Below are 22,303 nucleotides of genomic sequence, written 5' to 3' on the forward strand. Positions count from 1 at the left end.
CGGTCCCGCCCGCATGTTGTCCGCATGTTGTCCGCCCGTACGGTGTTCGACCGGGTCGCGCCGGGCGGGGGCTAGAAGCGGGCCCTGGGCGCCGACGCCGTCGAGCCGCGGACCACCAGTTCGGGCATGAACACGAACTCGCTGTGCGGCGCGGGCGTCCCGCCGACCTCCTCCAGCAGGGTACGCACCGCCGCCTGCCCCATCGCCGGGACCGGCTTGCGGATCGTGGTCAGCGGCGGGTCGGTGAAGGCGATCAGCGGGGAGTCGTCGAAGCCGACCACGGAGAGGTCCCGGGGGACGGCCAGGCCGTTCTGGCGGCCCGCGCGGATGGCGCCGAGCGCCATCATGTCGCTGGCGCACACCACCGCGGTGCAGCCGCGGGCGATCAGCGCCGTCGCCGCGGCCTGGCCGCCCTCCAGCGTGTACAGGGAGTGCTGCACCAGCTCCGTCTCGATGAGGTCGGGCGCCAGACCGAGCTGGTCCTGCACGGCGCGGACGAAGCCCTCTATCTTGCGCTGCACCGGCACGAAGCGCTTCGGCCCGAGGGCCAGCCCGACGCGGACATGGCCCAGCGAGACGAGATGGGTGACCGCGAGCGTCATGGCCGCGCGGTCGTCGGGGGAGATGAACGGCGCCTGCACCTTCGGGGAGAAGCCGTCCACCAGCACGAACGGCACGCCCTGGGCGCGCAGCCGCTCGTAGCGCTCCATGTCGGCGGTGGTGTCCGCGTGCAGTCCGGAGACGTAGATGATGCCCGCGACCCCGCGGTCCACCAGCATCTCGGTCAGCTCGTCCTCGGTGGACCCGCCGGGGGTCTGGGTGGCGAGCACCGGGGTGTAGCCCTGCCGGGTCAGCGCCTGCCCGATCACCTGGGCGAGCGCCGGGAAGATGGGGTTCTCCAGCTCCGGGGTGATCAGGCCCACCAGACCCTCGCTGCGCTGGCGCAGCCGCACCGGACGCTCGTAGCCGAGGACGTCGAGCGCGGCCAGCACGGACTGGCGGGTGGTGGAGGCGACGCCCGGCTTGCCGTTCAGGACGCGGCTGACGGTCGCTTCGCTCACCCCCGCCTGCGCGGCGATGTCGGCAAGCCGTGTGGTCACAGGAGTGGACTGTACCGGTTGCATGTCAGACTGCCCACCAGACGGCGCAGTCGCGGGGCAGTTGCGTCAAGTCGGGGCCGGGGACCACGTCTGAGCTGGCCAGCAGCAGGGTGCCGGGGGTGGGGAAGGCGACCGGAGCGGCGGTCAGATTGACCGTGCAGACGAAGGATCCCCCGCCGGTGTCGCGGCGGAAGGCGAGCACTCCCTCGGGGCTGTCCAGCCAGGTGATCCGGGTCCCGGCGCCGAGCGCCGGGTGCTCGCGGCGCACGGCGAGCGCGCTGCGGTAGAACTCCAGCGTCGAGTCCGGGTCGCCCTGCTGCGCCTCGACCGTCAGCTCCCGCCACTCGGCGGGCTGCGGCAGCCAGCTCGGGCCGCCCTCGACGGGACCGAAGCCGAACGGCGGCTCCTGCCCGGACCACGGCAGCGGCACCCGGCAGCCGTCGCGGGTGCCGTCCTGGCCGGAGCTGCGGAAGAACGCCGGGTCCTGGCGCACCTCGTCGGGCAGGTCGACGACCTCGGGCAGGCCCAGTTCCTCGCCCTGGTAGAGGTAGGCCGAGCCGGGCAGCGCCAGCATCAGCAGGGTCGCCGCGCGGGCCCGGCGCAGCCCGTCGGCGCCGTCGTCCGCCGCCAGCCGCGTGGAGTGGCGTACGACGTCGTGGTTGGAGAGCACCCAGGTGGCGGGCGCGTGCACGGCGTTCATGGCGCGCAGCGAGCGGTCGATGACGTCGCGCAGCCCGTCGGCGTCCCAACCGGTGGTCAGGTACGAGAAGTTGAACGCCTGGTGCAGCTCGTCGGGGCGCAGGTACAGGGCGCTGCGCTCCACGGTCGGCGTCCACGCCTCGGCGACCGCGATCCGCCCGCCCGTCGCCCGCCACCGCCCTTCCGAGGAAGGCCCTTCGGGCCCTGATCCGTCTTCGGCGTACTCCTCCAGGATCCGCCGCCAGCTGCGGTAGATCTCGTGCACGCCGTCCTGGTCGAAGTACGGCACTGCCTGGGTGCCCAGCAGCTTGACCTGCTCGTCGTGGCCGATGTCGGGCAGTCCGGCGGCCTTGACCAGGCCGTGGGCGACGTCGATGCGGAAGCCGTCGATGCCCAGGTCGAGCCAGAACCGCAGGATGGAGCGGAACTCGTCGTGGACGGCCGGGTGCTCCCAGTTGAAGTCGGGCTGCTCGGGCGCGAACAGGTGCAGGTACCACTGGCCCGGGGTGCCGTCCGGTTCGGTCACCCGGGTCCAGGCCGGGCCGCCGAAGATGGACTCCCAGTCGTTGGGCGGCAGTTCGCCGCCGGTGCCCTTGCCGGGGCGGAAGTGGAAGCGGTCGCGCAGCGGGGATCCTGGGCCCTCGCGCAGCGCCTGCTTGAACCACTCGTGCTGGTCGGAGCAGTGGTTGGGGACGACGTCGACGATGACGCGCAGCCCCAGCGCGTGGGCGTCGCGGACCAGGTCGTCGGCGTCGGTGAGGGTGCCGAACATCGGGTCGATGGCCCGGTAGTCGGCGACGTCGTAGCCCGCGTCGGCCTGCGGGGAGGCGTAGAACGGGGACAGCCAGACGGCGTCGACACCGAGATCGCGCAGGTAGGGCAGCCGGGCCCGGATGCCGGGCAGGTCGCCCATCCCGTCGCCGTCGCCGTCGGCGAAACTGCGCGGGTAGACCTGGTAGATGACCGCGTCGCGCCACCACTCCCGGCGCGCGGCGGCGGCGGCGGGGGCTTCGGCGGGGGCGGTGTCGGTGACGTGCTGGGTCATGGATTCCCTTAGGGGTGCGAGGGGAACGACAGGGCGCGTGCGCGCGGCGGCGGGAGGGGCCGCCGGCCGGGCCGCGCTCAGGACTTGGTGCCGCCGGCCGTCAGACCGGACACCAGGCTGCGCTGGACCAGCATGAACACGAGGGCCGCCGGGATGGTGATGATGATCGCGGTGGCGGAGGTCCACGCCCAGTCGGGGCGCTGGTCCTGGGCGAAGGTGCGGATGCCGACGGCGAGCGTGTAGTGGTCGGACTGCATGAACTGCGTCGCGTAGGCGACCTCGCCCCAGGCGGTGAGGAAGCTGTAGAACGCGGTCACCGCGAGGCCCGGCCTGGCCAGCGGCAGGATCAGCCGCCAGAAGGTGCCGATCGGGGTGAGGCCGTCCACCCGGCCCGCCTCGTCTATCTCCTTGGGGATGGTGTCGAAGTAGCCCTTCATCATCCAGGCGCAGAACGGCACCGCCGTGGTCGCGTACGCCAGGATCAGCCCGAGGTAGTTGTCCAGCAGGTGCAACTCGGACATCAGCAGATAGAGCGGCACGATCAATACGATACTGGGGAACATCTGGGTGACCAGGAAGGTCCACATCAGCTGGCGGCTGCCCGGGAACCGCATCCGGGACACGGCGTAGCCTGCGGTCGAGGCGAGGAAGACGCCGAGCAGGGTGGTGCCGCCCGCCACGACGACGGTGTTCAGGAACCACTTCGCCAGGTCCGAATGGGCCAGTACGTCGGTGTAGTTGTGCAGGCTCAGATGGCTGAGCACCTGGCCCGGCTCCTGCCAGGCGTTCTTGGGGCCCAGCGAGATGAACAGGATCCACACCACGGGGAACGCGGCGATCACGGTGGCGCCGACCAGAGTGGCGTGCAGGACGACGGAGACCCAGGGGGCGCGCTCCTGGCGGCCGCGCACCCTGCGCGGGCGCGGGGCGGCGGCGGGCCGGGCGGGGGCGGCGGGCGCGGCGGGGCCGCTCTCGTGCGTGGCTGCGGTCATGGCGAGGGCTCCTTACGCCTGCTCGGACTTCAGGGTGCTGCGGCGGTAGAAGGTCGAGAAGGCCAGCAGGAGAGCGAGGATGATGATCCCGTAGGTGGCCGATCCCGCGTAGTCCGAGATCCCGTTGAACGCCTTGTGGAAGGCGAAGGTGACGAGGATGTCGGTGTCGCCGGTGGTGTTGTTGCCCAGCAGCAGGTAGATGACGTTGAACATGTTGAACGTCCAGATGCAGCCCAGCAGGATCACGGTGTTCGACACCGGCTTGAGGCCGGGCAGGGTGATGTTCACGAAGCGCTGCCAGGGGGAGGCGCCGTCCATCTCGGCGGCCTCGTACAGCTCCTTGGGTATGGACTGGAGCCCGCCGAGCAGCGCGACCATGTTGAACGGGATGCCGATCCAGACGTTGACCATGATGACGGCGGCCTTCTGGGCCAGCGGGGTGCCCAGCCAGTTCTGCGCGGGCAGGCCGAAGGCCGTGATGACCTCGTTGAAGACGCCGTACTGGGAGTTGAGCATCAGCCGCCAGGCGAAGACGCCGATGAAGGAGGGCACGGCCCACGGCAGGATCAGCATGGCGCGGTAGAAGCCGCGCAGCCGCATCTCGCGGTTGAGCAGCACCGCGAGGGCCATGCCCAGGCCGACCTGGAGCACCACGCAGGACACGGTCCACACGACCGTCCACACCAGGCGCGGGTAGAAGTCGCCGTCCGCGCCGGACAGGACGTGCCAGTAGTTGTCGAGGCCGACGAAGTCGTAGGTGGCGGGCCGGTGGAAGGCGCCGATGGTGCTGGCGACGTTGGACTCGTTGGCGTTCGTCAGCGACTGGTAGAAGCCGTAGCCCAGGGGGTACAGCACCAGCACGGTGATCACGAGGGCGACCGGGGTCACCATCGCCCAGGCGTACCAGTGCTTGTCCCAGGACCGCCGCAGCGCCGAGGCGCGGGCGGGGCGCGGGGGCCGGTCACCGCCCGCCGTGGTGCGGTCGTCTCCGGTGCTCGCTGCGGTCGTCATGGTCATCGGCTCTCTCGCGGACGAAGTCGGGTGGTTCCGCGGCCCCGGGGAGCCCCGGTCGGGGCGGCAGCGGGGAGTCGTTTCCCCGGGGCTGCGTGTCTTCGGCTGCCGTGCGGCGACGGCGGGTGCGGCTGCGGCGGGTGGGGTCAGCCGACGGAGTAGCCGGGCAGGAGCTTCTGGAACTCCTTCGCGGTGGCGTCGAGGCCGCCCTTGACCGACTGGTCGCCCTGGAGGACCTTCACGTAGTTCTGCTGGAGCGGGGTGAACAGCGAGCCGACCTGCGGCAGGGCCACGCGCGGGCGGGCGGTCCGCTCCAGGAGCGGCTTGAAGCCGGCGATCTTGGGATCGGCGGTGACTTCGGAGGTGTACGCCGAGGTGCGGGTCGGCAGGGTGCCGGTGCCCTTGGCGACGGCGATCTGGCTCTCGGTGGACGTCATGAACTGCGTGAACAGATAGCTGGCGTCCAGGTTGCCCGAACCCTGGTAGACCGTGAGGTTGTGGCCGCCGGTCGGGGCCTGGGCCTTGCCGCCGGCGCCCGCCGGGACGGAGGCGAAGCCGAGGTTGGCCTCGTCGCCCTTGAACGCGCTGCCGGTCAGGTCGTCGCCGACCGACCAGGGGCCCTGGATCAGCATGGCCACCTTGCCGTTCTTGAAGGCGGTCTGCATGTTCTGGTAGGCGTTCGCGAAGTCGACCTTCATCGACGCCTCGTCGTTGATCTTCTTCGCGGTGGTGAGCGCGGTGACGGCGGCGGCGTCGCTGATGGTGATCTTCTTGGCGGACGGGTCGGCCAGGTCCGCGCCGTTGCTGTAGAGCAGCGGGAGCAGGAAGTAGGAGTCCGGGTTGACGTAGGTGCCGTAGGCCCCGGTCTTCTGCTTGATGGTCTTGGCGTCGGCGATGAACTCGTCCCAGGTGGCCGGGGGCTCGGCGATGCCGGCCTGCCGGAGGAGCTTCTTGTTGTAGAGCAGGCCGAGGGTGTCGGTGACCGAGGGGACGCCGTAGGTCTTGCCGTTGTACTTGGCGGTGTTCAGCGGTGTGGCGGTGAAGTCGGCGGTGTCCTTGAGGGCCGGGGTGCCGTCGAGCGGGGCGATGTAGCCCAGCGAGGCGTACTCGGCCATCAGACCCACGTCGGTGCGGACCACGTCGGGCGCGCCCTTGCCGCTCTTGGCGGCCGACTTGAACTTCTGCTCGACGTCGGTGAACGGGACGCTCTGGTAGTTCACCTTGATCTTCGGGTACTTGGCCTCGAACTGCTTGACCAGGGCCTTGTACGTCGGGGCTTCGGTCGCCGCGTCCGAGGTGTCCCAGTACGTGATCGTCCCGGAGACGTCCTTGGGGTCCTTCGGCTTGCCGGACGAATCGTTGTCCGACCCGCCGCAGGCCGAGGCGGCCAGCGCGACCACGGTGACCGCGGCGGCGATCGATATGCCACGTCGCATATGAACTCCCTAGATATGGGCCCGGATCATCCCTTGGGAGGACCGTGGGTGCCGTCGGTCCCGATCGACGGCCGCCGGGCGCGGGAGGAACGTAGCAAGGCTGCAATCCCTTGCGAAAGATGTTGCAAGAAAATTTCCGCACGGTCCGGCAAGCGTGACATTTTCGTTACCGCAGGGTGTCGGGTCCGATCGCGGGTGGACCCGTACTGCCCGTGCGGCGGGGGCGCGGGGGGAGCGGCCCCGCCGGGTCGCGTGAGCGTGCGTCGGAAAGCTGTTCCTGAAATTTCTTTCCATGGTTTTCATGACTCTTGCTGCAAGCGATTCACCGGGGATACGGTCTCGCCCGGCGTCCGGCCGCGCAGCCGGAGTGCGCGTGGACACGGGCCCGTCCGAGCCGTCGTCGGTGGTGCGGACCGCGTCCTGCGCGGCGGCCACCGGCACGTTCACCGTCCCGGCCCGTACGGTCGCGGTGTTCACCCGCGCACTAGGGTGACCCCGTCGCCGTAGCCACAAGGAGTGCTCATGCCGCAGATCACCGTCGACTACTCCGCGCCGCTCGCGGACGCCTTCGACCGGGCCGCGTTCGCCCGCGAGGTGCACGTGCGGACCGTCGAGATCGCGGCGGCCAGGCCCCCGGCCTGCACGACGCAGTTCCGCAGGACCGAGGACACCGTCGTCGGCCCGGACGCCGAGGGGCACGCGATCGTGCACGTCAGCGTCGGTCTGCTGGCCGGGCGCACCGAGGAGACCAAGGCACGGCTGGCGGAAGCGGTCCTGGAGGCGCTGCGCACCCATGTGAAGCCCGTCGAGGGCCTGGTCCTGCACGCCTCGGCGGAGATCCGCGACCTCGACGCGTCCTACCGCAAGTACGACACGGAGAGCTGAGGACCGGCGTCCTCCGGCACCGGCCCCGGAACCCGGGGCCCGTCCTGCCTAGGAGGCGAGCCGGAGGAGCCGGCCGAGCAGGTCCGTGAAGGGGCCGTCGGCCGGCTCCGCCGTGAACACGCCGCGCAGCAGCGCGGTCAGCTCCTCGTCCTGGGCGGCGGCGACGGCCAGCAGCGCGGCGAAGTCGTGCACGAGCTGGACCTCCAGCTCGGCGCGCGGCACCCGGCGGCCGTCCAGCCAGAGCAGCGCCGTCGACTCGGCCAGGGAGATCCAGGAGCGCACCACCAGGTCCAGGCGCGCGGGCGGGTCCTGCACACCGAGATGCGACAGCAACTGGTCGTAGGCCACCTGCCGGACGGAGTCGATGAGGGCGTTGGTCGTGGTCGAGCCGACCGCCGGGCCGCCCCGCATCAGGGCCGAGAAGCCGGGCCCGTGCGCGTCCACGAAGTCGAAGAAGCGGCGCATCACCCGCAGCAGCCGCAGCCCCAGCGGGCCTTCGCGCGGCTCGGTGAACCGGTCGGCCAGATCGTCCGCCGCCCGCTGGAGCGCCGCCTCGTACAGGCTGACCTTGCCGGGGAAGTAGTGGTAGACCAGCGGGCGCGATATGCCCGCCGCCGACGCTATCTCGTCGATGGAGACATCGTCGGGGGAGCGCCCGCTGAACAGTTCGAGGGCGACGCCGATCAACTGCTCGCGTCGCTCCTCGACTCCCATCCTGCGCCGTACCCCGGTGGTCATGTGCCCACCCTACCGACCGGATCCGGCCGTGAACGGTCCGGACCGGCCGCGGTGTTCGTCCGGTCCGTCCCGGGGTCCGCCGCCCGGGTCGGCGCACGCCGTGCCTCACATGTCGAGCACCAGGTGCTCGCCGCGCGCCCGGGAGACGCAGATCAGCACGGAGTCGTCCCGTTCGGCGTCGGTGAGCAGTTCGTCCCGGTGGTCGACCTCGCCCTCCAGCACCCGCTGGCGGCAGGTTCCGCAGAAGCCCTGCTCGCAGGAGTACGCGGTGTCCGGCAGCGCGGTGCGCACGGCGGCCAGCACGGTGGTGTCCGCGGGGACGGTCACCGTGCGCCCGCTGCGCCGCAGTTCCACCTCGAAGGCGTGGTTGCCGCCCGCCGCGGCGCGTGGCGCGAACCGCTCCAGGTGCAGTGCGGTGCCCTCGGGCAGCCGCTCCGCCACCGCCGCCATCAGGCCCTCCGGCCCGCAGCAGTAGACGGCGGTGCCCGCCGGGAGGCCGGTGAGCAGCGCGTCCAGGTCCGGGCGGCCGTGCTCGTCCTCGGCGGCCACGGTCACCCGGGTGCCGTCCGGGTCCAGTTCGGCCAGCTCCGCCAGGAACGGCATCGAGGCCCGGCTGCGCCCGCCGTACAGCAGCCGCCAGGGGGTGTGCTCGCCGAGCGCCCGCAGCATGGGCAGCAGGGGGGTGATGCCGATGCCGCCCGCGACGAAGACGTAGGAGTCCGCCGCGGTGAGCGGGAAGCGGTTGCGCGGGCCGCGCACCTCCACCGCGGTGCCCTCGGCGAGCTGTGCGTGCACCTCGCGCGAGCCGCCCCGGCCGTCCTCGATCAACCGGGTGGCCACGGTGTACGACGAGTCGTCCGCCGGGTCGCCGCACAGCGAGTACTGCCGTACGAGTCCGGAGGGCAGTACCAGGTCGAGGTGGGCGCCGGGCTCCCAGCGGGGCAGGGCGTGCCCCTCCAGGCGCAGCCGTACGACGCCCTCGGCGACCGTCTCGCGCGCGGTGACCAGCAGCCGCAGGGCCCGCGAGCGCGGCCGGCCCGAGACCGGCTCGTCCAGGGCGGGCAGCGGCCACAGCGGGGACGCCTGGATACGGCGGCGCAGGGCGCGGCGCGCCAGCACGGCGCCGCCCGCGACCGCCAGGACCGTCCGCAGTCTCGGCGGCTTCGGGCTCACGCGGTCTCCTTCTGGGCCTGCTCGGCCGCGAGCGCCGCCGGGGAGGCGGCGAGGTAGGCGACGGCCTGCTCGGTCGAGCCCTCCTGGGAGGGGTGGTAGCCGCGGGCGAGGTAGGTGGGTATGGAGCGCAGCATGGCGCCGGTGGCGGGCAGGGTGCCGCGGCGGCCGGCGCGGTGGAAGTCGCGCAGCCGGGCCCTGCCGTCGAGCAGCGTCGGGTCGTTCTCCATGAAGAACCGGGCCCCGCGCTGCCACAGGAAGACCAGCGCGGTGAAGGCCGTCGCCCAGGTGCGGGCCCGGCGCCGGTAGTTGCCGTCCACGTGCTGGAACAGGTCGAAGGCGACCGAGCGGTGCTCGACCTCCTCGGCGCCGTGCCAGCGCAGCAGGTCCAGCATGGTGGGATCGGCGCCGCGCCGGTCGAGTTCGCTCGCGTTGAGGACCCAGTCCCCGAGGAAGGCGGTGTAGTGCTCGATCGCCGCGATCAGCGCCACCCGCTCCATCAGCCACCAGCGCCGGGCCGCGCCGGGCGGCAGCGTGCGGTCGCCGAGCAGCTTCTCGAACAGCCAGTCCACCTGCGCGGTGTACGGGGTCGGGTCGAGCCCCAGCTCCCTCAGGTGCGGCAGCACCTCGTCGTGCGCCTGCGAGTGCATCGCCTCCTGCCCGATGAACCCGAGGACGTCCTCGCGCAGCCGCTCGTCGCGGATGTACGGGAGCACCTGCTTGTAGACGTGCACGAACCAGCGCTCCCCGGCGGGCAGCAGCAGATGCAGCACATTGATGGTGTGCGAGGTGAACGGGTCCCCGGGCACCCAGTGCAGTGGCGTGCCCTCCCAGGAGAAGGACACCTTCCGTGCCTTGAGCGGCACCCGGTCCTGCGTGTGAGACATGGCGTCAATGTACTGACGGGTAGGGCGTCCGGGAACCCCTTGGCGCCACCTTGTTGACGTTGATGTCAGTAAGGGGGCCGCCGGTGGGTGACCGTTCGGCGCCCGCCGGGAGGTCTCAGTGCAGCGCCTCCAGCGCGCCGCCGCCCTCCAGGGTGCCCTTCAGCTCCGCCTGCGTGCCCTGCTTCGCCCGCGCCGCGAGCAGCGGACCGGACGCGGTCGCCGAGACCCCGCCGGTCGCGGTGACCGAGGCCGTGTCCGCGTCACCGGCCGCGAGCAGATACCAGGTGTCCGTCTTCGACTTCCACAGCACCCCGGCCAGCACGTGCGGATCGCGGGCGCCGCACGCCGGTACGTCCTCGGCCCTGGCCGCGACCGCCCCGTACGTCCCGCCGTCCACCCGGACCTGGGCCAGCACCCGCGGACCGGCGCCTCGCCAGGTCTCCGTCCGGGTGCACACCCACGCGGCCGTGCCGCCCGATCCGGGCAGCGGCTGCTCGGCGAACCGCCAGGCGTTGACCGACCGCACACCCTGCCCGCGCACCGCGCCCAGCGAGCAGGCGAACGGCGCCCAGGCGCGCAGCCCGGCCGCGCCCGCCGCGCCGTGCGGGGCCGCCGGGCGCCCCGTGGTGAGCCGGGCGGGCACCAGCTCGCCCAGATCGCTCAGCAGTTGGCTGCCGCCGTCGCCGGTCAGCCGCAGCACCCGCCAGGAGGTGCACGCCCCGGTCTGCCGCGCGGTACCGGCCAGCGGCCCGGTCACCCCGTCCGACAGACCCAGGTCCAGCGCGGCGGACGACGGCTTCAGCAGATCGCGCTGGGCCGCCGCGCGGACCCAGGGCGCCGTCAGATAGCGCACATTGCCGTCGGAGCGGTCCAGCACCACCGCCGACGCCTCCGGGCCGCTCGCACCGTCCACCCGGGCGAAGTCGAGGGCGGCCCCGGCGGTGGAGCCCTGCGGTTCGGCGTAGCGGACGATGCGCAGCCCGTCGTAGAGGATCACCACGCGCGCGGCGTCGACGGTCCCGGCGTAGAGCAGTTGCGGCGGTCCGGCGGGGCCGCCCGAGGCGGTGCCGGGCGTCGCCGAGACCCGGACCGCGCCGCCGGGCCGCGCCCACACGGCCAGCGCCCGGCGCAGCAGGGACGCGTTCCCGGTCAGGTCGCCGCGGGCCGGCCACACCGAGAAGTCCAGCCGCGCCGAGGTCCGCCAGGCGGCCGGGGCGGCCCGGGTGAGCCGGCCCGGGTCGAGGGCCGCCTCGGCGGCCGGGTTCTGCGCGTAGGCGGGCGCTGCGGCGCCGTCCGGGCCCCAGCCGCCGCCGGGCAGCGCCACCAGCGCGCCGCACACCGCGAGCGCCGCCGCGGCGGCCAGCGCCGCCCGGGTGTGCTGCCTGCGCCGCAGCAGATCGGTGGGCCGTGCCTGGAGCGAGCACGGGTCGAACTCGGTGGACTCCAGCAGCGCGTGCCGGGCGGGCAGCCGGTCGGCCTGGCGCAGCGCGGCGCCCGGGTCGGCCACGCCCGCGGACGCCAGCACCTGGCGCACGACCGCGTCCGGCAGCCGCTCCAGACCGCGCAGCACATAGGCGGCGCGGGCCGGGGCGGGCAGGGACGCCAGCCGCTGGTCCAGGGCGAGTTCGTCGGCCCCGCCCGAGCGCGGGAAGAGCCGCAGCCCCCACACCTGCGGGAGCAGCGGCGGCAGCGCGGCCCGCCGCTGCCACGGCCCGCGCTTGGCCGCCCGGCCCGTCTCCAGCGCCGTACGGAGCACCTGGCGGCGCAGATAGGCGTAGCCCGGGTCGCCGTCGTCGCCGCGCGACTGCGCCGGGATCGCGGACGCCGCCGACCGGCCCCGGGGCAGCGCCCGCTGGGTGAGCGAGTGCGCGGTCAGGACGCGCCTGCTGCGGCCGAGCCCCGGTGGCAGCACCAGATAGGCGATCCGGACCAGCCGCGGATAGTGCTCGACGAGCGCGGCCTCGGCCTGCTCGACACCGGCGGCGGGACGGGAGGCGGAACGGGGGTGGCGCGGGGCGACGTCCTGTGACTGCACGTCCAGCAGAACGAGCAGAGCGGCGGTTGGTCACCGCCCCCGCGCCTCAGTCGTCCGAAGCCACCAGCAGACGGGCGTAGTTGGCCATCGAGCGCTGATAGCGCGGCAGATGCGGGGCGAGGGCGCCCAGCACCAGGGACAGGCCCTCGCGGTCCCGGCCGAGGGACGACAGGCACAGCGCCAGGCAGGCACGCACCGCGTCGTCCAACTCGTCGGAGGGGGCGTCCAGTTCGGGGGTGAGTAGCTCGACGCCCGCCTCCGGGTGCCCGGTGTTCCGCAGCGAGCTGGAGAGCTGGATCTTCGCGCGGCGGCCCCGGTAGCCGTCGAGCCCGCGCGCCAGCGCCTCCCGGTACAGCGGCACCGCCCGGTCCGAGTGCCCGGTGGAGTCCCACGCGCAGGCCCGCTCGAACGGCCCGAGCGGGCTGTCCTCGGGCAACTCCGCGACGAGCGCGTCGATCTCCGCCCGGAACGCGGGCGCCGCACTCTCGGGAAGCTCCCCGAAGCGGGCCCATGCGGCGGTCACGCGGTCTTCCCAGTCCTGGTCCATCGGGCCACTCTCGCACACCCGTTTGCCCGCACCGGGCGGCTCAGCGGTCGCGGTCCAGATGGGCGAGGACGGCCAGCACCCGCCGGTTGTCGTCGTCCGAGACCTCCAGGCCGAGCTTCGCGAAGATGTTGGAGGTGTGCTTGGCGATGGCCCGCTCGGTGACCACGAGCTGGTGCGCGATGGCGGCGTTCGACCGGCCCTGCGCCATCAGCTCCAGCACCTCCAGCTCGCGCGGCGTCAGCCGGGACAGCCGCCGGTCCGGACCCGAACGCCTCGCCAGCAACTGCTGGATGACCTGCGGGTCCATCGCCGTACCGCCCGCGGCGACCCGGTGCACCGCGTCGATGAACTGCGCCGCGTCGAAGACCCGGTCCTTGAGCAGATAGCCCACCGCGCCGTTGCCGTCGGCCAGCAGCTCGCGCGCGTACAGCTGCTCCACGTGCTGGGAGAGGACCAGCACCGGCAGACCGGGCCGCTCCTGCCGGGCCCGCAGCGCGCACTGGAGCCCCTCGTCGGTCTGCGTGGGCGGCAGGCGTACGTCGACGACGGCGACGTCCGGCTCCAGCTCGGCCAGCGCGCGGGCCAGCTCGGGGCCGGACCCGACCGCCGCCGCGATCTCGAAGTCATGGGCTTCGAGGAGCCGCACCAGCCCGTCCCGCAGCAGGAACAGGTCTTCGGCTAGGACAACACGCACGGAATCTCCATGGTGACCATGGTGGGGCCGCCCGCGGGGCTGCTGACGGCCAGGACGCCGTCGAACGTACCCAGCCGCCGCTCGATCCCGGCCAGGCCCGAACCGGCCCCGATCACCGCGCCGCCCCGGCCGTTGTCGGTGATCGCGATGCGCAGCATACCGTCGCGGTGGTGCAGGTCGATCCAGACCCGGTGGGCGTCGGCGTGCTTGACGGCGTTGGTGAGCACCTCGCTGACCGCGAAGTACGCGGCCGACTCCACCGGGGCGTCGGCCCGGCCCGGCAGCTCCACCGTCACCTCGGTCTCCACCGGCATCCGCAGCGCCAACGCCCGTACCGCGTCCCCGAGTCCGCGTTCGGCCAGCACCGGCGGGTGGATGCCGCGCACCAGGTCGCGCAGTTCGACCACGGCGTCGGCGGAGTTCTTCCGGGCCCGCGCCAGCAGCTCCTTGGCCTGCCCCGGGTCGCGGTCGATGAGCGCCTCGACGGTGCCCAGGTCCATGCCCATCGCGATCAGCCGGGCCTGCGCGCCGTCGTGCAGATCGCGTTCGATGCGCCGCAGTTCGGCGGCGGAGGTGTCGACCGCGTCGCGCCGGGTCTCGGTCAGCACCCGCACCCGCTCGGCCAGTTCGCCGCTGCCGCCGCCGAGCACCGAGCGGGTGAGCAGGAAGTGGCTCCTGAGCAGCAGCGGGGTGAGGCGCCAGGCGGCCGCCAGCAGGACCGCGCCGAGGGCGGCGGCGCCGAACGCGGTCGCCTGGCCGGAGACGGGCACGAACGCGTACCAGTACCCGGTGTGCGTGCCGTCCGTGAACGCCCGCCACAGCCCGGCCGCCAGCGCGAAGCCCTCCAGCGGGTAGAGCAGCAGCGCGGCGGGCAGCAGCGCGGTGGCGAACCCGGCCGTCATGTCGGTCAGCAGCCAGCCGAGGCCGCGCCAGGTCGCCGGGTCGCCCAGCAGGAGGAGGGTGCGCCGGAAGGGCCCGGCGCCCTCGGGCAGCGGCCGGTACACCGCCGGGATCCGCACCCCGCACCACTCCGCGGCCACCACCCGCCGCCAGTCGGTGAACGCCTTCACGCCGCCGAGCACCAGCGGGGTGGTGAGGAAGCCGATGCCGAGCGGCACGAAGGCGATCGACAGCACGGCGAGCACGAACAGCGTGATCGATCCGGTCAGCGAGACCACGGCGAGCAGCAGCCCCCGCAGCCCGGCCGCCGCCACCGTCCGTGCCCGCCCGGCCGCGCCCCGGCCGTCCCCCGTACCCTGCCCGCTCTTCGTGTCCATGCGGCAAGTCTCGCCCGGCGCGACGGCACCCGTCACGGGGCCGGGCCCCCGGACGAGGGGTGTCGCCGGCACCACCCTCGCGCGGTGTCAGGGCCGCCCGAGGCCCAGCACCTTCGCCTCCACCTCGGGGTCCAGGCCCACCAGGGGCCGGTCCGGGCGCTGGGGGGCGACGCCCCCGGTGTCGCACAGCCACCGCCAGGTGTCGGCGACCGTCTCGGCGGCCGGGCGGCAGCGCAGTCCGGCCGCGACCGCCCGGGAGACGTCGGCGGCGTGCAGGGCGTCGTGCTCCGCGCTGCCCGGGGGCGTCCACACGGGCAGCTGGGTCCACGGCTCGATGCCCGCGCCGAGGACCGTCTCCGGATCGGTCCAGCGCAGCTCGGCACCCGAGCCGGTCACCGCGACGCAGGCGTCCAGCAGCTCGCCCATGGTGGCGTGCCCCTGCGGGCTCATCAGGTTGTACGGCCCGCTCAGCTCCCGCTCCACCGAGCCGAGGATCCACGCGGCCAGGTCGCGCACGTCGACGTACTGCAACGGCAGCTCCCGCGGTCCCGGCGCCAGGACGGGCCCGCCGCGCGCGATCCGGCCGAGCCACCAGGGCAGCCTGCCGATGTTCTCGTACGGGCCGAGGATCAGCCCCGAGCGCACCAGCACCGAGTCACCGGCGCCGAACGCGCCGGTCACCGCCAGTTCGGCGCCCAGCTTGTCGCGGGCGTAGTCGGTGCCGTCCGCGTCCGGGTCGGCGCCCTCCACCAGCGGCGCCGCCTCGGTGTACCCGGCGGGCGGCGCCCAGGCGTAGACCGAGCACGTCGAGACGTACACGTACCGCCCGGCGCGGCCCCGCAGCAGCCGCGCCGCGTCGCGGACCGGGCGGGGCCCGGCCGACCAGGTGTCGACGACCGCGTCCCACTCCCCGCTGTCCGCGGCGAGGGCGGCAAGACCGCCGGGCGCGGTGCGGTCGCCGACGAGCGACCGCACCCCGGGGGCGGCGACCGCCCGCCGCCCCCGGTTCAGGACCGTCACGTCCCAGCCGCGCCCGGCCGCCGCCTCGACGACGGCCCGTCCCGCGAAATCCGAACCACCCAGCACCAGAAGTCTCATACCGGTGACTGTGCCCGGTCCGGCCGCGGGAGGGAACAGGGCTCTGCTGTCGGCAGAGCGGGTGCGTCCCGGCCGGTCAACGGCCGCTCGGCGGGGCGTACTTGTAGCCCACCCGGCGCACCGTCTGGATGGCGGCGCGGTGTTCGGCGCCGAGCTTGCGGCGCAGCCGGGCCACGTGCACGTCCACGGTGCGGCCGTCGCCCACGTGGCCGTAGCCCCACACCGTGGTGACGAGCTGGTCGCGGGTGTGCACCCGGTGCGGATGCGCGACGAGATGCGCGAGCAGCTCGAACTCCAGGTAGGTGAGGTCGAGTTCGTGCCCGCCGACCGCGGCGACACGCCGTGCGGTGTCCACCCGGACCAGCGGATCGCCGCCCACCGGGCCCACGGCGGCGGTACCGGTGTCCCCGCCGGTCGCCACCGGGGCCGCCTGCGGGCGGTCGGGCACGGCCACCGGCGGGAACGGCGGCTGCTGGTCGGCCGGGACCAGCACCAGGTAGCCGATCATCGGCGGGCGGCCCGGCAGCGCGGGCAGGGTGTGCTGCGGGGCCGGCAGCCAGGTGGCGCCCGGCGGCAGGAACTCCGTCACGTCCACGACCTCGTCCCGGTCCACGGCCCGCAGCCGGTGCCGGGCGGCGGGCGCGGGGGAGGCGGGGGAGGCGGCGGATCCGGAAGCGGCGGGAAGGGCGGCGGTGGTCAGAGAACGAGAGGTCGCCATGAGAGGTCAGCTCTTTCGCGCGTCGAGTTCGTCGGTCGGGACGGCGGCGGCGAGTTCGTGGTCGCGGGCGCCGGGGACGTACGTCGTGGTGCGCTGGCCGGAGACCGGGGTGTACGGCTCTACAGGGCCCGCGCGATCGTCGCGCGGCAACACACCCGGTCGAAGTCGTGGTGCTGACGGGAAGGCCAGAAGGGCTCGAGGTCATGGCGACCCGTCGCGCTGCACTTCTGGAAGCTGGCCATGGCTCCATTGAAGCAGACGCCGCGCCCCGGCAGGACCCTCCTCTCACTGCTTGGACGGTTTCCCGGACAGCACGAGGGGCGCCCACCTCGCGGTGGACGCCCCGGGGTTGCCGTACGGGTCAGACCTGGCCGGCCTTCTCCAGCGCCGCGCAGCAGGTGTCGACGAGCAGCCGCGTCACGACGTACGGGTCGACGTTGGCGTTCGGACGGCGGTCCTCGATGTAGCCCTTGCCGTCCTTCTCGACCTGCCAGGGGATGCGCACCGAGGCGCCGCGGTCGGAGACGCCGTAGCGGTAGGTGTCCCAGGGGGCGGTCTCGTGCAGCCCGGTGAGCCGGTCGTCGATGCCCGCGCCGTAGTTCTTCACGTGGTCCAGCGGCTTGGAGCCCTCGCCGAGCGCCTCGCACGCGGTGATGATCGCCTCGTAGCCCTCGCGCATCGCCCGGGTGGAGAAGTTGGTGTGCGCGCCCGCGCCGTTCCAGTCGCCCTTGACCGGCTTGGGGTCCAGGGTCGCGGAGACGCCGAAGTCCTCGGCGGTGCGGTAGAGCAGCCAGCGGGCCACCCAGAGCTGGTCGGCGACCTCCAGCGGGGCGAGCGGGCCGACCTGGAACTCCCACTGGCCCGGCATGACCTCGGCGTTGATCCCGGAGAGGTCCAGGCCCGCCTTGAGGCAGTTCTCCAGGTGGGCCTCGACCACGTCGCGGCCGAAGATCTCGTCGGAGCCGACCCCGCAGTAGTAGCCGCCCTGCGCGGCGGGGAAGCCGCCCTCGGGGAAGCCGAGCGGGCGCGAGCCCTTGAAGAAGGTGTACTCCTGCTCGATGCCGAAGACCGGCTCCTGCGCGGCGAACCGCTCGGCGGTACCGGCGAGCGCGGCGCGGGTGTTGGACACGTGCGGGGTGAGGTCGGTGTCGAGGACCTCGCACAGGACGAGCAGGTCGGCACCGCCGCGGATCGGGTCGGGGCAGGAGAAGACCGGCCTGAGCACGCAGTCGGAGGAGTGGCCCTCGGCCTGGTTGGTGGAGGACCCGTCGAAGCCCCACAGCGGCAGCTCGGTCCCCTGGGCGTCGTCGCTGAGGATCTTCGTCTTGGAACGCAGCTTGGCCGTCGGCGCGGTGCCGTCGATCCAGATGTACTCAGCCTTGAAGCTCACGGGGGCCACATCCTTCGGGGTGTCACGGGTGCACGCGCGGTGCGGTGCGGTGCCGCCGGGCCACCCCGGCGGGGCGGCGGCACCGGTGCGTCGCGGTGGATACCCGCAGCCTGTCAACAGCCGGTTTCCCGGCCGTTGCCCGAGTGTGAACCCCGTGTTACCGGGGGAGCGGCGGCGCGTCCGCGCCCGCGGGACCGGCCGCCGCCCGATCCGTCAGCCCCGGCCGAGCGCGTCCCGGACCGCCTCCTCGGTCCGCCCCACCACCGCCGTGCCGTCGTCGGCGGTGATGATCGGCCGCTGGATCAGCTTCGGGTGCGCGGCCAGCGCGGCGATCCAGCGCCCGCGCGCGGCGTCCTCGCGCGGCCAGTCCTTCAGGCCCAGCTCCTTCGCGGCGGCCTCCTGGGTGCGGGTGATGTCCCACGGTTCGAGCCCGAGCCGGGCCAGTACCGTCCGGATCTCGTCCTCGGTCGGTACGTCCTCCAGATAGCGGCGCACGGTGTACTCGGCGCCCTCGGCGTCCAGCACGCCGATCGCGCTGCGGCACTTCGAGCAGGCCGGATTGATCCAGATCTCCATGCGGCCACGGTAGCCGCCGCCGTCCCCGGCGGACCCGCCGCCGGGCCTCCGCACGGTTCGGGCGGCCGGAAACGGCACCGCACGCGCGTACGACTCGTCTTCCTCACGGATGCCCGTACGGCATGCGTACGCACAGCAGAGGGAGAACGGCGCGGTGAAGCGGCACAGCAGGGCAGGCAGGTTCTACGGGGCGCTGGCGGGCACGGCCGTCCTGGCGCTGACGGCCGGCGGCTGCGGCACGGGCGGCAGCGGGGCCGGGGGCGGCGAGCCGGGCGGCTCCACCGGGTCCACGGGCGCCACGCGCGGCCCCGCGCCCACGGCGGGCGCCCACCGGGACACCGCCGCCGACACCGCCGCCGCCTGGCACAAGTGGGGGCTCAAGCCCCTGCCCGCGGCCCCCGCGCCCCCGGCCGACAAGCCCGTCAAGCTCTCCGCGCACGGCACCGTCCCGGTCCTCACCCACATACCGACCTCGCAGAAGATCGTCTTCATCACGCTGGACGACGGGCAGGAGAAGGACCCCCGGTTCATCCGGATGATGCGGGACCTGAAGGTGCCGGTCTCGATGTTCCTGATGAACGACGCGGCCAAGTCGGACTACGCGTACTTCAAGCCGTTGCAGGAGCTGGGCAACCACATCCAGAACCACACCCTGCACCACCCCGTCATGAACACCCTCCCGCTGTCCCGCCAGAAGCAGGAGATCTGCGGCGACCAGAAGATCCTCACCCAGCAGTACGGCACCGCTCCGCTGCTGTTCCGGCCGCCCTACGGCGCCTACAACGCCGACACCAAGGCGGCGGTGAGCGCGTGCGGGCCCCGGGCGATCGTCTGGTGGCGGGAGTCCATGCAGATCCGCAACATGCAGTACCAGACCGCGGACAAGAAGCTGCGCCCCGGCGACATCATCCTGGCCCACTTCCGCGGCCCCTCCGAGCTCAAGGGCACGACCATGACGACGATGTTCGCCAACATGCTCAAGCGCATCCAGGAGCAGGGCTTCACCGTGGCCCGCCTGGAGGACTACATCCAGCCGCCCGCCCAGTAAGCCTCTGTTCGATTTTCTTCCGTCCCGCGCGCCCCGTGCGAACCGCGGGTGACGCAGCGACAATTTCCCTGCTCACCTGGGGCTTTACGCGGTTCCACGACCCTGCCGTTGTCAGTGCCCGGCGGTAGAATGGAGTCAGTGTTCGAGGGCGTCACCGGGGTCTCGGTCCCCGGCCGGCGCCCCCTCGCGACAGGAGGATGCCGGTGTCCGCCGCCACACTGAAGCCCGAGCCGAAGCCGTTGCCGACCCAGTCCACCGCCGAGCGCCCCGTCCCGCTCGACCGGCCCTACGCGCCCGTGCACAAGCGCCCGCTGCCGCCCGGCCGCCCGCGCGAGTGGTACGTCACGCACAACCGCCGCCTGAAGGCGATGCGGCTCGCCATCGCCCTGCTCGACTCCGGCATCCAGCCGGGCGGGGCCCGCGACGAGACGATAGGCGCCACCGCCGAACTCATCGGCGTCCACCCGCCGTCCGCCACCACCTGCCACATGGTCCGCGCCCTGATGCGCTACGCCCGCTGATCCGGCCGGGACCGGCCGCCCCCGGGTGCCGCGCGCGAGCGGGGCACCCGGCGGCACCCGGCGCGCCGCGGGGCACGGGCGCGCCCGGCGGGCGGCTCAGCCGTACCGCTTCAGCAGCCCGGCCACGTACGCCTCCAGCCGGTCGCCCAGCACCGCGGGCGTGAGATCGGTGCGGCCCAGCTCGCGCCAGGGCCCGGCGAGCCGGTCCGCGTCGGGCGCGTAGTGCAGGGCGTCGAGCAGCCGCCAGTACAGCTGGTCGCGCCCCCGGGCCAGACGGCGTCCGCCGTGCGCCTCGTAGCGGTCCGCGAAGGCGAGCCCGTGGCCGGGACCGTGCAGCAGCGCCAGCGCCGTCGCGCAGTGCGCCACGTCCAGATCGGCGGGGCCCCAGGACGTCTCCACCCAGTCGACGACCCCGCTGATCCGCAGCTCCGGGCCCGCCCCGGTGAACAGCACGTTCCCCGGGTGGAAGTCCCGGTGCAGGAAGCAGCCCTCGTACGCGGGCGGCTCGCGGCGCAGCATCCGCACCGCCCGCTCCCACAGCTCACCCGGCCGGGCCCGCACCCGCTCCGGCGGCGTCCATGCCTCGTAGGTCCGCGGCCGCTCGTGCGGCGCCCGCGGTACGACGGCGTGGACGCGGACGAGCTGCGCCGCCAGCAGCTCCAGGCGCCGCTCCAGCTCGGCCGGGCCCGGCTCGTCCAGCCGCGTCCGGCCCGGCAGCGCCGACATCAGCAGGCTCGGATGGTCGCAGTGCTCGGCGGCGGCGTCCACGGCGACCGGTTCCGGCGCCGGGACGCCCGTCTCACCGGCCAGCAGCGTCAGGACCGCCGCCTCACGGGCGAGCAGCGCGGGGGCGTGGCGGCGGAAGAACGGCCGGACGACCGTACGCAGCACCAGGGCGCCGCCGTCGTCCAGGGTGAGCGCCCGCATCTGCGAGGTGGACCCGCCCCGCAGCCGCTCGGCGGTACGCACCGAGCGGCCCGGCGGGAGCTGCCGGGCCACCCACGCCCGGGTCGCGCCCCAGCCGCGGCCGTCCGGCCCGGCGAGCACCGCGCTCACGAAGTCCCGCCGGTCCCCGGCGTGGTCGTGGAACCACTCGCCCAGCCGGTGCCCGGCGCCGGGCACGTCGAGGCGGGTCAACCGGGCGCGGGCGGCCAGGGCGTCCTGCACGGCCTCGGTGACCTCGGCCGGGATGACGTCGTCGGTGCCGGGCACGGCGAGCACCGCCCGGCCCTCGTAGGCGCGCAGCGCGTCCAGGGCGGGGGAGGCGCGCCAGGAGCCGGGGCGGCGGATGATCTCGCTGAAGGCGCCGTCCCCGGTGCCGAACGGCACGTCCCAGGCCTCGGCGGCGTAGACGGCGGGCGCGCACAGGCCCAGCCCGGCCACCCGGTCCCCGTAGTGCCGTGCCAGGTCGGCCGCGGTCTGCCCGCTCATGCTGAAGCCCACCAGCACCAGCGCCCCGTCCTGCGGCACCCACTTGTCGATCACCGCGACCGCCTGCTCGAAACGCCGCCGCAGGGTCAGCTCGCTCAGCGCGCCGCTGCTGGAGCCGTGCCCGGAGAAGTCGAAGGCGAGCACCGGGCAGCCGTGCGCGGCGAACTCGGCGAACAGCGGCCGCAGCCGCGCCGCGCACCCGGTGCCGGCACCGTGCAGCAGCACGGCCGTGGGCCGCCCGGGTACGGCACCGGCGTGGGCGTGGACCCCGCTGAGCGCCTCGCCGTCGTACTCCTGGACGAAGGCGGCGACGGTGCCGAGGGGGTCGGCGGAACCGGGCGGGGGACCGGGCAGGGCGTACTGGTCCGGGACGCGGGAGGGACGGTGCGGATCAGGCATCCCGCCATTCACGCACGGTTCACAGCCCCGGCGCGCCCCAAACCGGGAACCAGCGGCTCAGATCCTGCTCGATGCGCAGGTCACCGGCGAGGGCGGCCTTCACCTGGATCTCCAGGGCGTTGTCGCGCCGCCGCTCCTGGCCGGGCAGCGGGGCGAACGGATAGAAGCTGCCCCGCTTGTACAGGTACACCAGCGCGAGCGGGCGGCCGGTGCCGTCGGTGAAACCGGCGAGCGAGCACAGCAGCTGGGGTCCGAAGCCGTTGACCTCCATGGCGCTGTTCACGGCGTGCAGGTCGTTGACCAGGTCGGGCAGCTGGTCCGGGGCGCGGTGGGAGACCAGCCAGGAGTAGCCGTAGGAGTCCCGGGACAGCTCCACCGGCGGTCCGGTGCGGTCGGTGTCCGCGTCCAGGAGCGCCTGGACCTCGCGGTGGGTCTGCTCGAAGGCGGCGCCCTCGACCGTGGCGAAGCACACCGCGCCCTGCCCGGTCGGGGTGAAGCCGGTCGCCGCCTGGAGCGTCACCGCGGCGGACGGCAGCGCGAAGAGCTGGTCCAGGTCGGGCGGGGCGGGCCTGCTGCGGCCGAGCAGGATGTCCAGGAGGCCCATCC

The 22,303-nt window shown here is 73.7% G+C and carries 23 protein-coding genes; 4 read left to right on the forward strand and 19 right to left on the reverse strand.

All coding sequences use genetic code 11. The features are described 5' to 3' along the window. Positions 1 to 71 precede the first annotated feature (71 nt). The 5 genes from B086_RS0115535 to B086_RS0115555 form a co-directional block, all read right to left on the reverse strand. Positions 72 to 1,100: a LacI family DNA-binding transcriptional regulator gene (locus tag B086_RS0115535; RefSeq protein ID WP_018567338.1), complete on the reverse strand. Its 1,029-nt coding sequence runs from the start codon at positions 1,098 to 1,100 to the stop codon at positions 72 to 74. Between the two features lie 25 nt (positions 1,101 to 1,125). Beyond that, positions 1,126 to 2,844: a glycoside hydrolase family 13 protein gene (locus B086_RS0115540; RefSeq protein WP_018567339.1), complete on the reverse strand. Its 1,719-nt coding sequence runs from the start codon at positions 2,842 to 2,844 to the stop codon at positions 1,126 to 1,128. Between the two features lie 77 nt (positions 2,845 to 2,921). Next, positions 2,922 to 3,836, reverse strand: a complete 915-nt coding sequence (locus B086_RS0115545; protein ID WP_018567340.1) for a sugar ABC transporter permease — start codon at positions 3,834 to 3,836, stop codon at positions 2,922 to 2,924. A 12-nt stretch (positions 3,837 to 3,848) separates the two neighbouring features. Next, entirely contained in the window at positions 3,849 to 4,847 is a 999-nt protein-coding gene (locus tag B086_RS0115550) for a carbohydrate ABC transporter permease (RefSeq protein WP_078531123.1), read from the reverse strand. A 146-nt stretch (positions 4,848 to 4,993) separates the two neighbouring features. Next, entirely contained in the window at positions 4,994 to 6,283 is a 1,290-nt protein-coding gene (locus B086_RS0115555) for an extracellular solute-binding protein (protein WP_018567342.1), read from the reverse strand. Between the two features lie 373 nt (positions 6,284 to 6,656). On the opposite strand from B086_RS0115555, the gene B086_RS45455 reads away from it, so the two are divergent. Together B086_RS45455 and B086_RS0115565 are read left to right on the forward strand one after the other, a co-directional pair. Next, complete coding sequence (locus B086_RS45455; protein ID WP_018567343.1) at positions 6,657 to 6,776, forward strand: alpha-1,6-glucosidase domain-containing protein; 120 nt, start codon at positions 6,657 to 6,659, stop codon at positions 6,774 to 6,776. Positions 6,777 to 6,805: 29 nt separating this feature from the next. After that, positions 6,806 to 7,168 carry a 5-carboxymethyl-2-hydroxymuconate Delta-isomerase gene (locus tag B086_RS0115565; protein WP_018567344.1) on the forward strand — a complete coding sequence of 121 codons (363 nt, stop codon included), beginning with the start codon at positions 6,806 to 6,808 and terminating at the stop codon, positions 7,166 to 7,168. A 48-nt stretch (positions 7,169 to 7,216) separates the two neighbouring features. On the opposite strand, the gene B086_RS0115570 is transcribed toward B086_RS0115565, so the two are convergent. The 12 genes from B086_RS0115570 to B086_RS0115625 all read right to left on the reverse strand — a co-directional run bounded on the left by B086_RS0115570 (position 7,217) and on the right by B086_RS0115625 (position 18,298). Beyond that, positions 7,217 to 7,906, reverse strand: coding sequence for a TetR/AcrR family transcriptional regulator (locus B086_RS0115570; RefSeq protein ID WP_078509956.1), 690 nt, complete (start codon positions 7,904 to 7,906; stop codon positions 7,217 to 7,219). Positions 7,907 to 8,011: 105 nt separating this feature from the next. Beyond that, complete coding sequence (locus B086_RS0115575) at positions 8,012 to 9,079, reverse strand: PDR/VanB family oxidoreductase (RefSeq protein ID WP_018567346.1); 1,068 nt, start codon at positions 9,077 to 9,079, stop codon at positions 8,012 to 8,014. Further along, positions 9,076 to 9,963, reverse strand: coding sequence for a metal-dependent hydrolase (locus B086_RS0115580; RefSeq protein ID WP_026252462.1), 888 nt, complete (start codon positions 9,961 to 9,963; stop codon positions 9,076 to 9,078). The genes B086_RS0115575 and B086_RS0115580 overlap by 4 nt, the downstream gene beginning before the upstream one ends. A 115-nt stretch (positions 9,964 to 10,078) precedes the next feature. Then, entirely contained in the window at positions 10,079 to 11,998 is a 1,920-nt protein-coding gene (locus B086_RS0115585) for a hypothetical protein (protein ID WP_018567348.1), read from the reverse strand. Positions 11,999 to 12,044: 46 nt separating this feature from the next. Further along, a complete protein-coding gene (locus B086_RS0115590; RefSeq protein WP_018567349.1) occupies positions 12,045 to 12,545 on the reverse strand; it encodes a tetratricopeptide repeat protein in 501 nt (166 codons plus the stop codon). 40 nt (positions 12,546 to 12,585) lie between these two features. Then, on the reverse strand, positions 12,586 to 13,239 hold the full coding sequence (locus tag B086_RS0115595) for a response regulator transcription factor (protein ID WP_018567350.1): 654 nt from the start codon (positions 13,237 to 13,239) through the stop codon (positions 12,586 to 12,588). Continuing rightward, positions 13,224 to 14,516, reverse strand: a complete 1,293-nt coding sequence (locus tag B086_RS0115600) for a sensor histidine kinase (protein WP_018567351.1) — start codon at positions 14,514 to 14,516, stop codon at positions 13,224 to 13,226. The genes B086_RS0115595 and B086_RS0115600 overlap by 16 nt, the downstream gene beginning before the upstream one ends. 87 nt (positions 14,517 to 14,603) lie before the next feature. Then, positions 14,604 to 15,614: an NAD-dependent epimerase/dehydratase family protein gene (locus B086_RS0115605; protein WP_037873573.1), complete on the reverse strand. Its 1,011-nt coding sequence runs from the start codon at positions 15,612 to 15,614 to the stop codon at positions 14,604 to 14,606. A gap of 76 nt (positions 15,615 to 15,690) precedes the next feature. Then, positions 15,691 to 16,332 carry a winged helix-turn-helix domain-containing protein gene (locus B086_RS0115610; RefSeq protein WP_018567353.1) on the reverse strand — a complete coding sequence of 214 codons (642 nt, stop codon included), beginning with the start codon at positions 16,330 to 16,332 and terminating at the stop codon, positions 15,691 to 15,693. 6 nt (positions 16,333 to 16,338) lie between these two features. Then, positions 16,339 to 16,482, reverse strand: a complete 144-nt coding sequence (locus B086_RS44590; RefSeq protein WP_158679335.1) for a hypothetical protein — start codon at positions 16,480 to 16,482, stop codon at positions 16,339 to 16,341. Positions 16,483 to 16,693: 211 nt separating this feature from the next. After that, positions 16,694 to 17,722: a glutamine synthetase gene (gene glnII / locus B086_RS0115620; protein WP_018567355.1), complete on the reverse strand. Its 1,029-nt coding sequence runs from the start codon at positions 17,720 to 17,722 to the stop codon at positions 16,694 to 16,696. A 213-nt stretch (positions 17,723 to 17,935) separates the two neighbouring features. Next, positions 17,936 to 18,298 (reverse strand): arsenate reductase family protein, encoded by a 363-nt coding sequence (locus B086_RS0115625; RefSeq protein WP_018567356.1) that lies wholly within the window; start codon positions 18,296 to 18,298, stop codon positions 17,936 to 17,938. Positions 18,299 to 18,452: 154 nt separating this feature from the next. Between B086_RS0115625 and B086_RS0115630 the strand changes: the two genes are divergently transcribed. Together B086_RS0115630 and B086_RS0115635 are read left to right on the forward strand one after the other, a co-directional pair. Next, positions 18,453 to 19,346, forward strand: a complete 894-nt coding sequence (locus tag B086_RS0115630; RefSeq protein ID WP_018567357.1) for a polysaccharide deacetylase family protein — start codon at positions 18,453 to 18,455, stop codon at positions 19,344 to 19,346. A 203-nt stretch (positions 19,347 to 19,549) separates the two neighbouring features. Further along, on the forward strand, positions 19,550 to 19,867 hold the full coding sequence (locus B086_RS0115635; protein WP_018567358.1) for a hypothetical protein: 318 nt from the start codon (positions 19,550 to 19,552) through the stop codon (positions 19,865 to 19,867). A gap of 96 nt (positions 19,868 to 19,963) precedes the next feature. Here the strand turns inward: B086_RS0115635 and B086_RS0115640 are convergent, their stop codons facing one another. Beyond that, a complete protein-coding gene (locus B086_RS0115640; protein ID WP_018567359.1) occupies positions 19,964 to 21,697 on the reverse strand; it encodes an alpha/beta fold hydrolase in 1,734 nt (577 codons plus the stop codon). A gap of 19 nt (positions 21,698 to 21,716) precedes the next feature. After that, the gene (gene pspAB / locus B086_RS0115645; protein WP_018567360.1) at positions 21,717 to 22,301 is read right to left on the reverse strand and encodes a PspA-associated protein PspAB; all 585 of its coding nucleotides are present in this window, start codon (positions 22,299 to 22,301) and stop codon (positions 21,717 to 21,719) included. Positions 22,302 to 22,303 lie beyond the last annotated feature (2 nt).

The sequence above is a fragment of the Streptomyces sp. PsTaAH-124 genome (assembly GCF_000373685.1).
Lineage (GTDB): Bacteria > Actinomycetota > Actinomycetes > Streptomycetales > Streptomycetaceae > Streptomyces > Streptomyces andamanensis.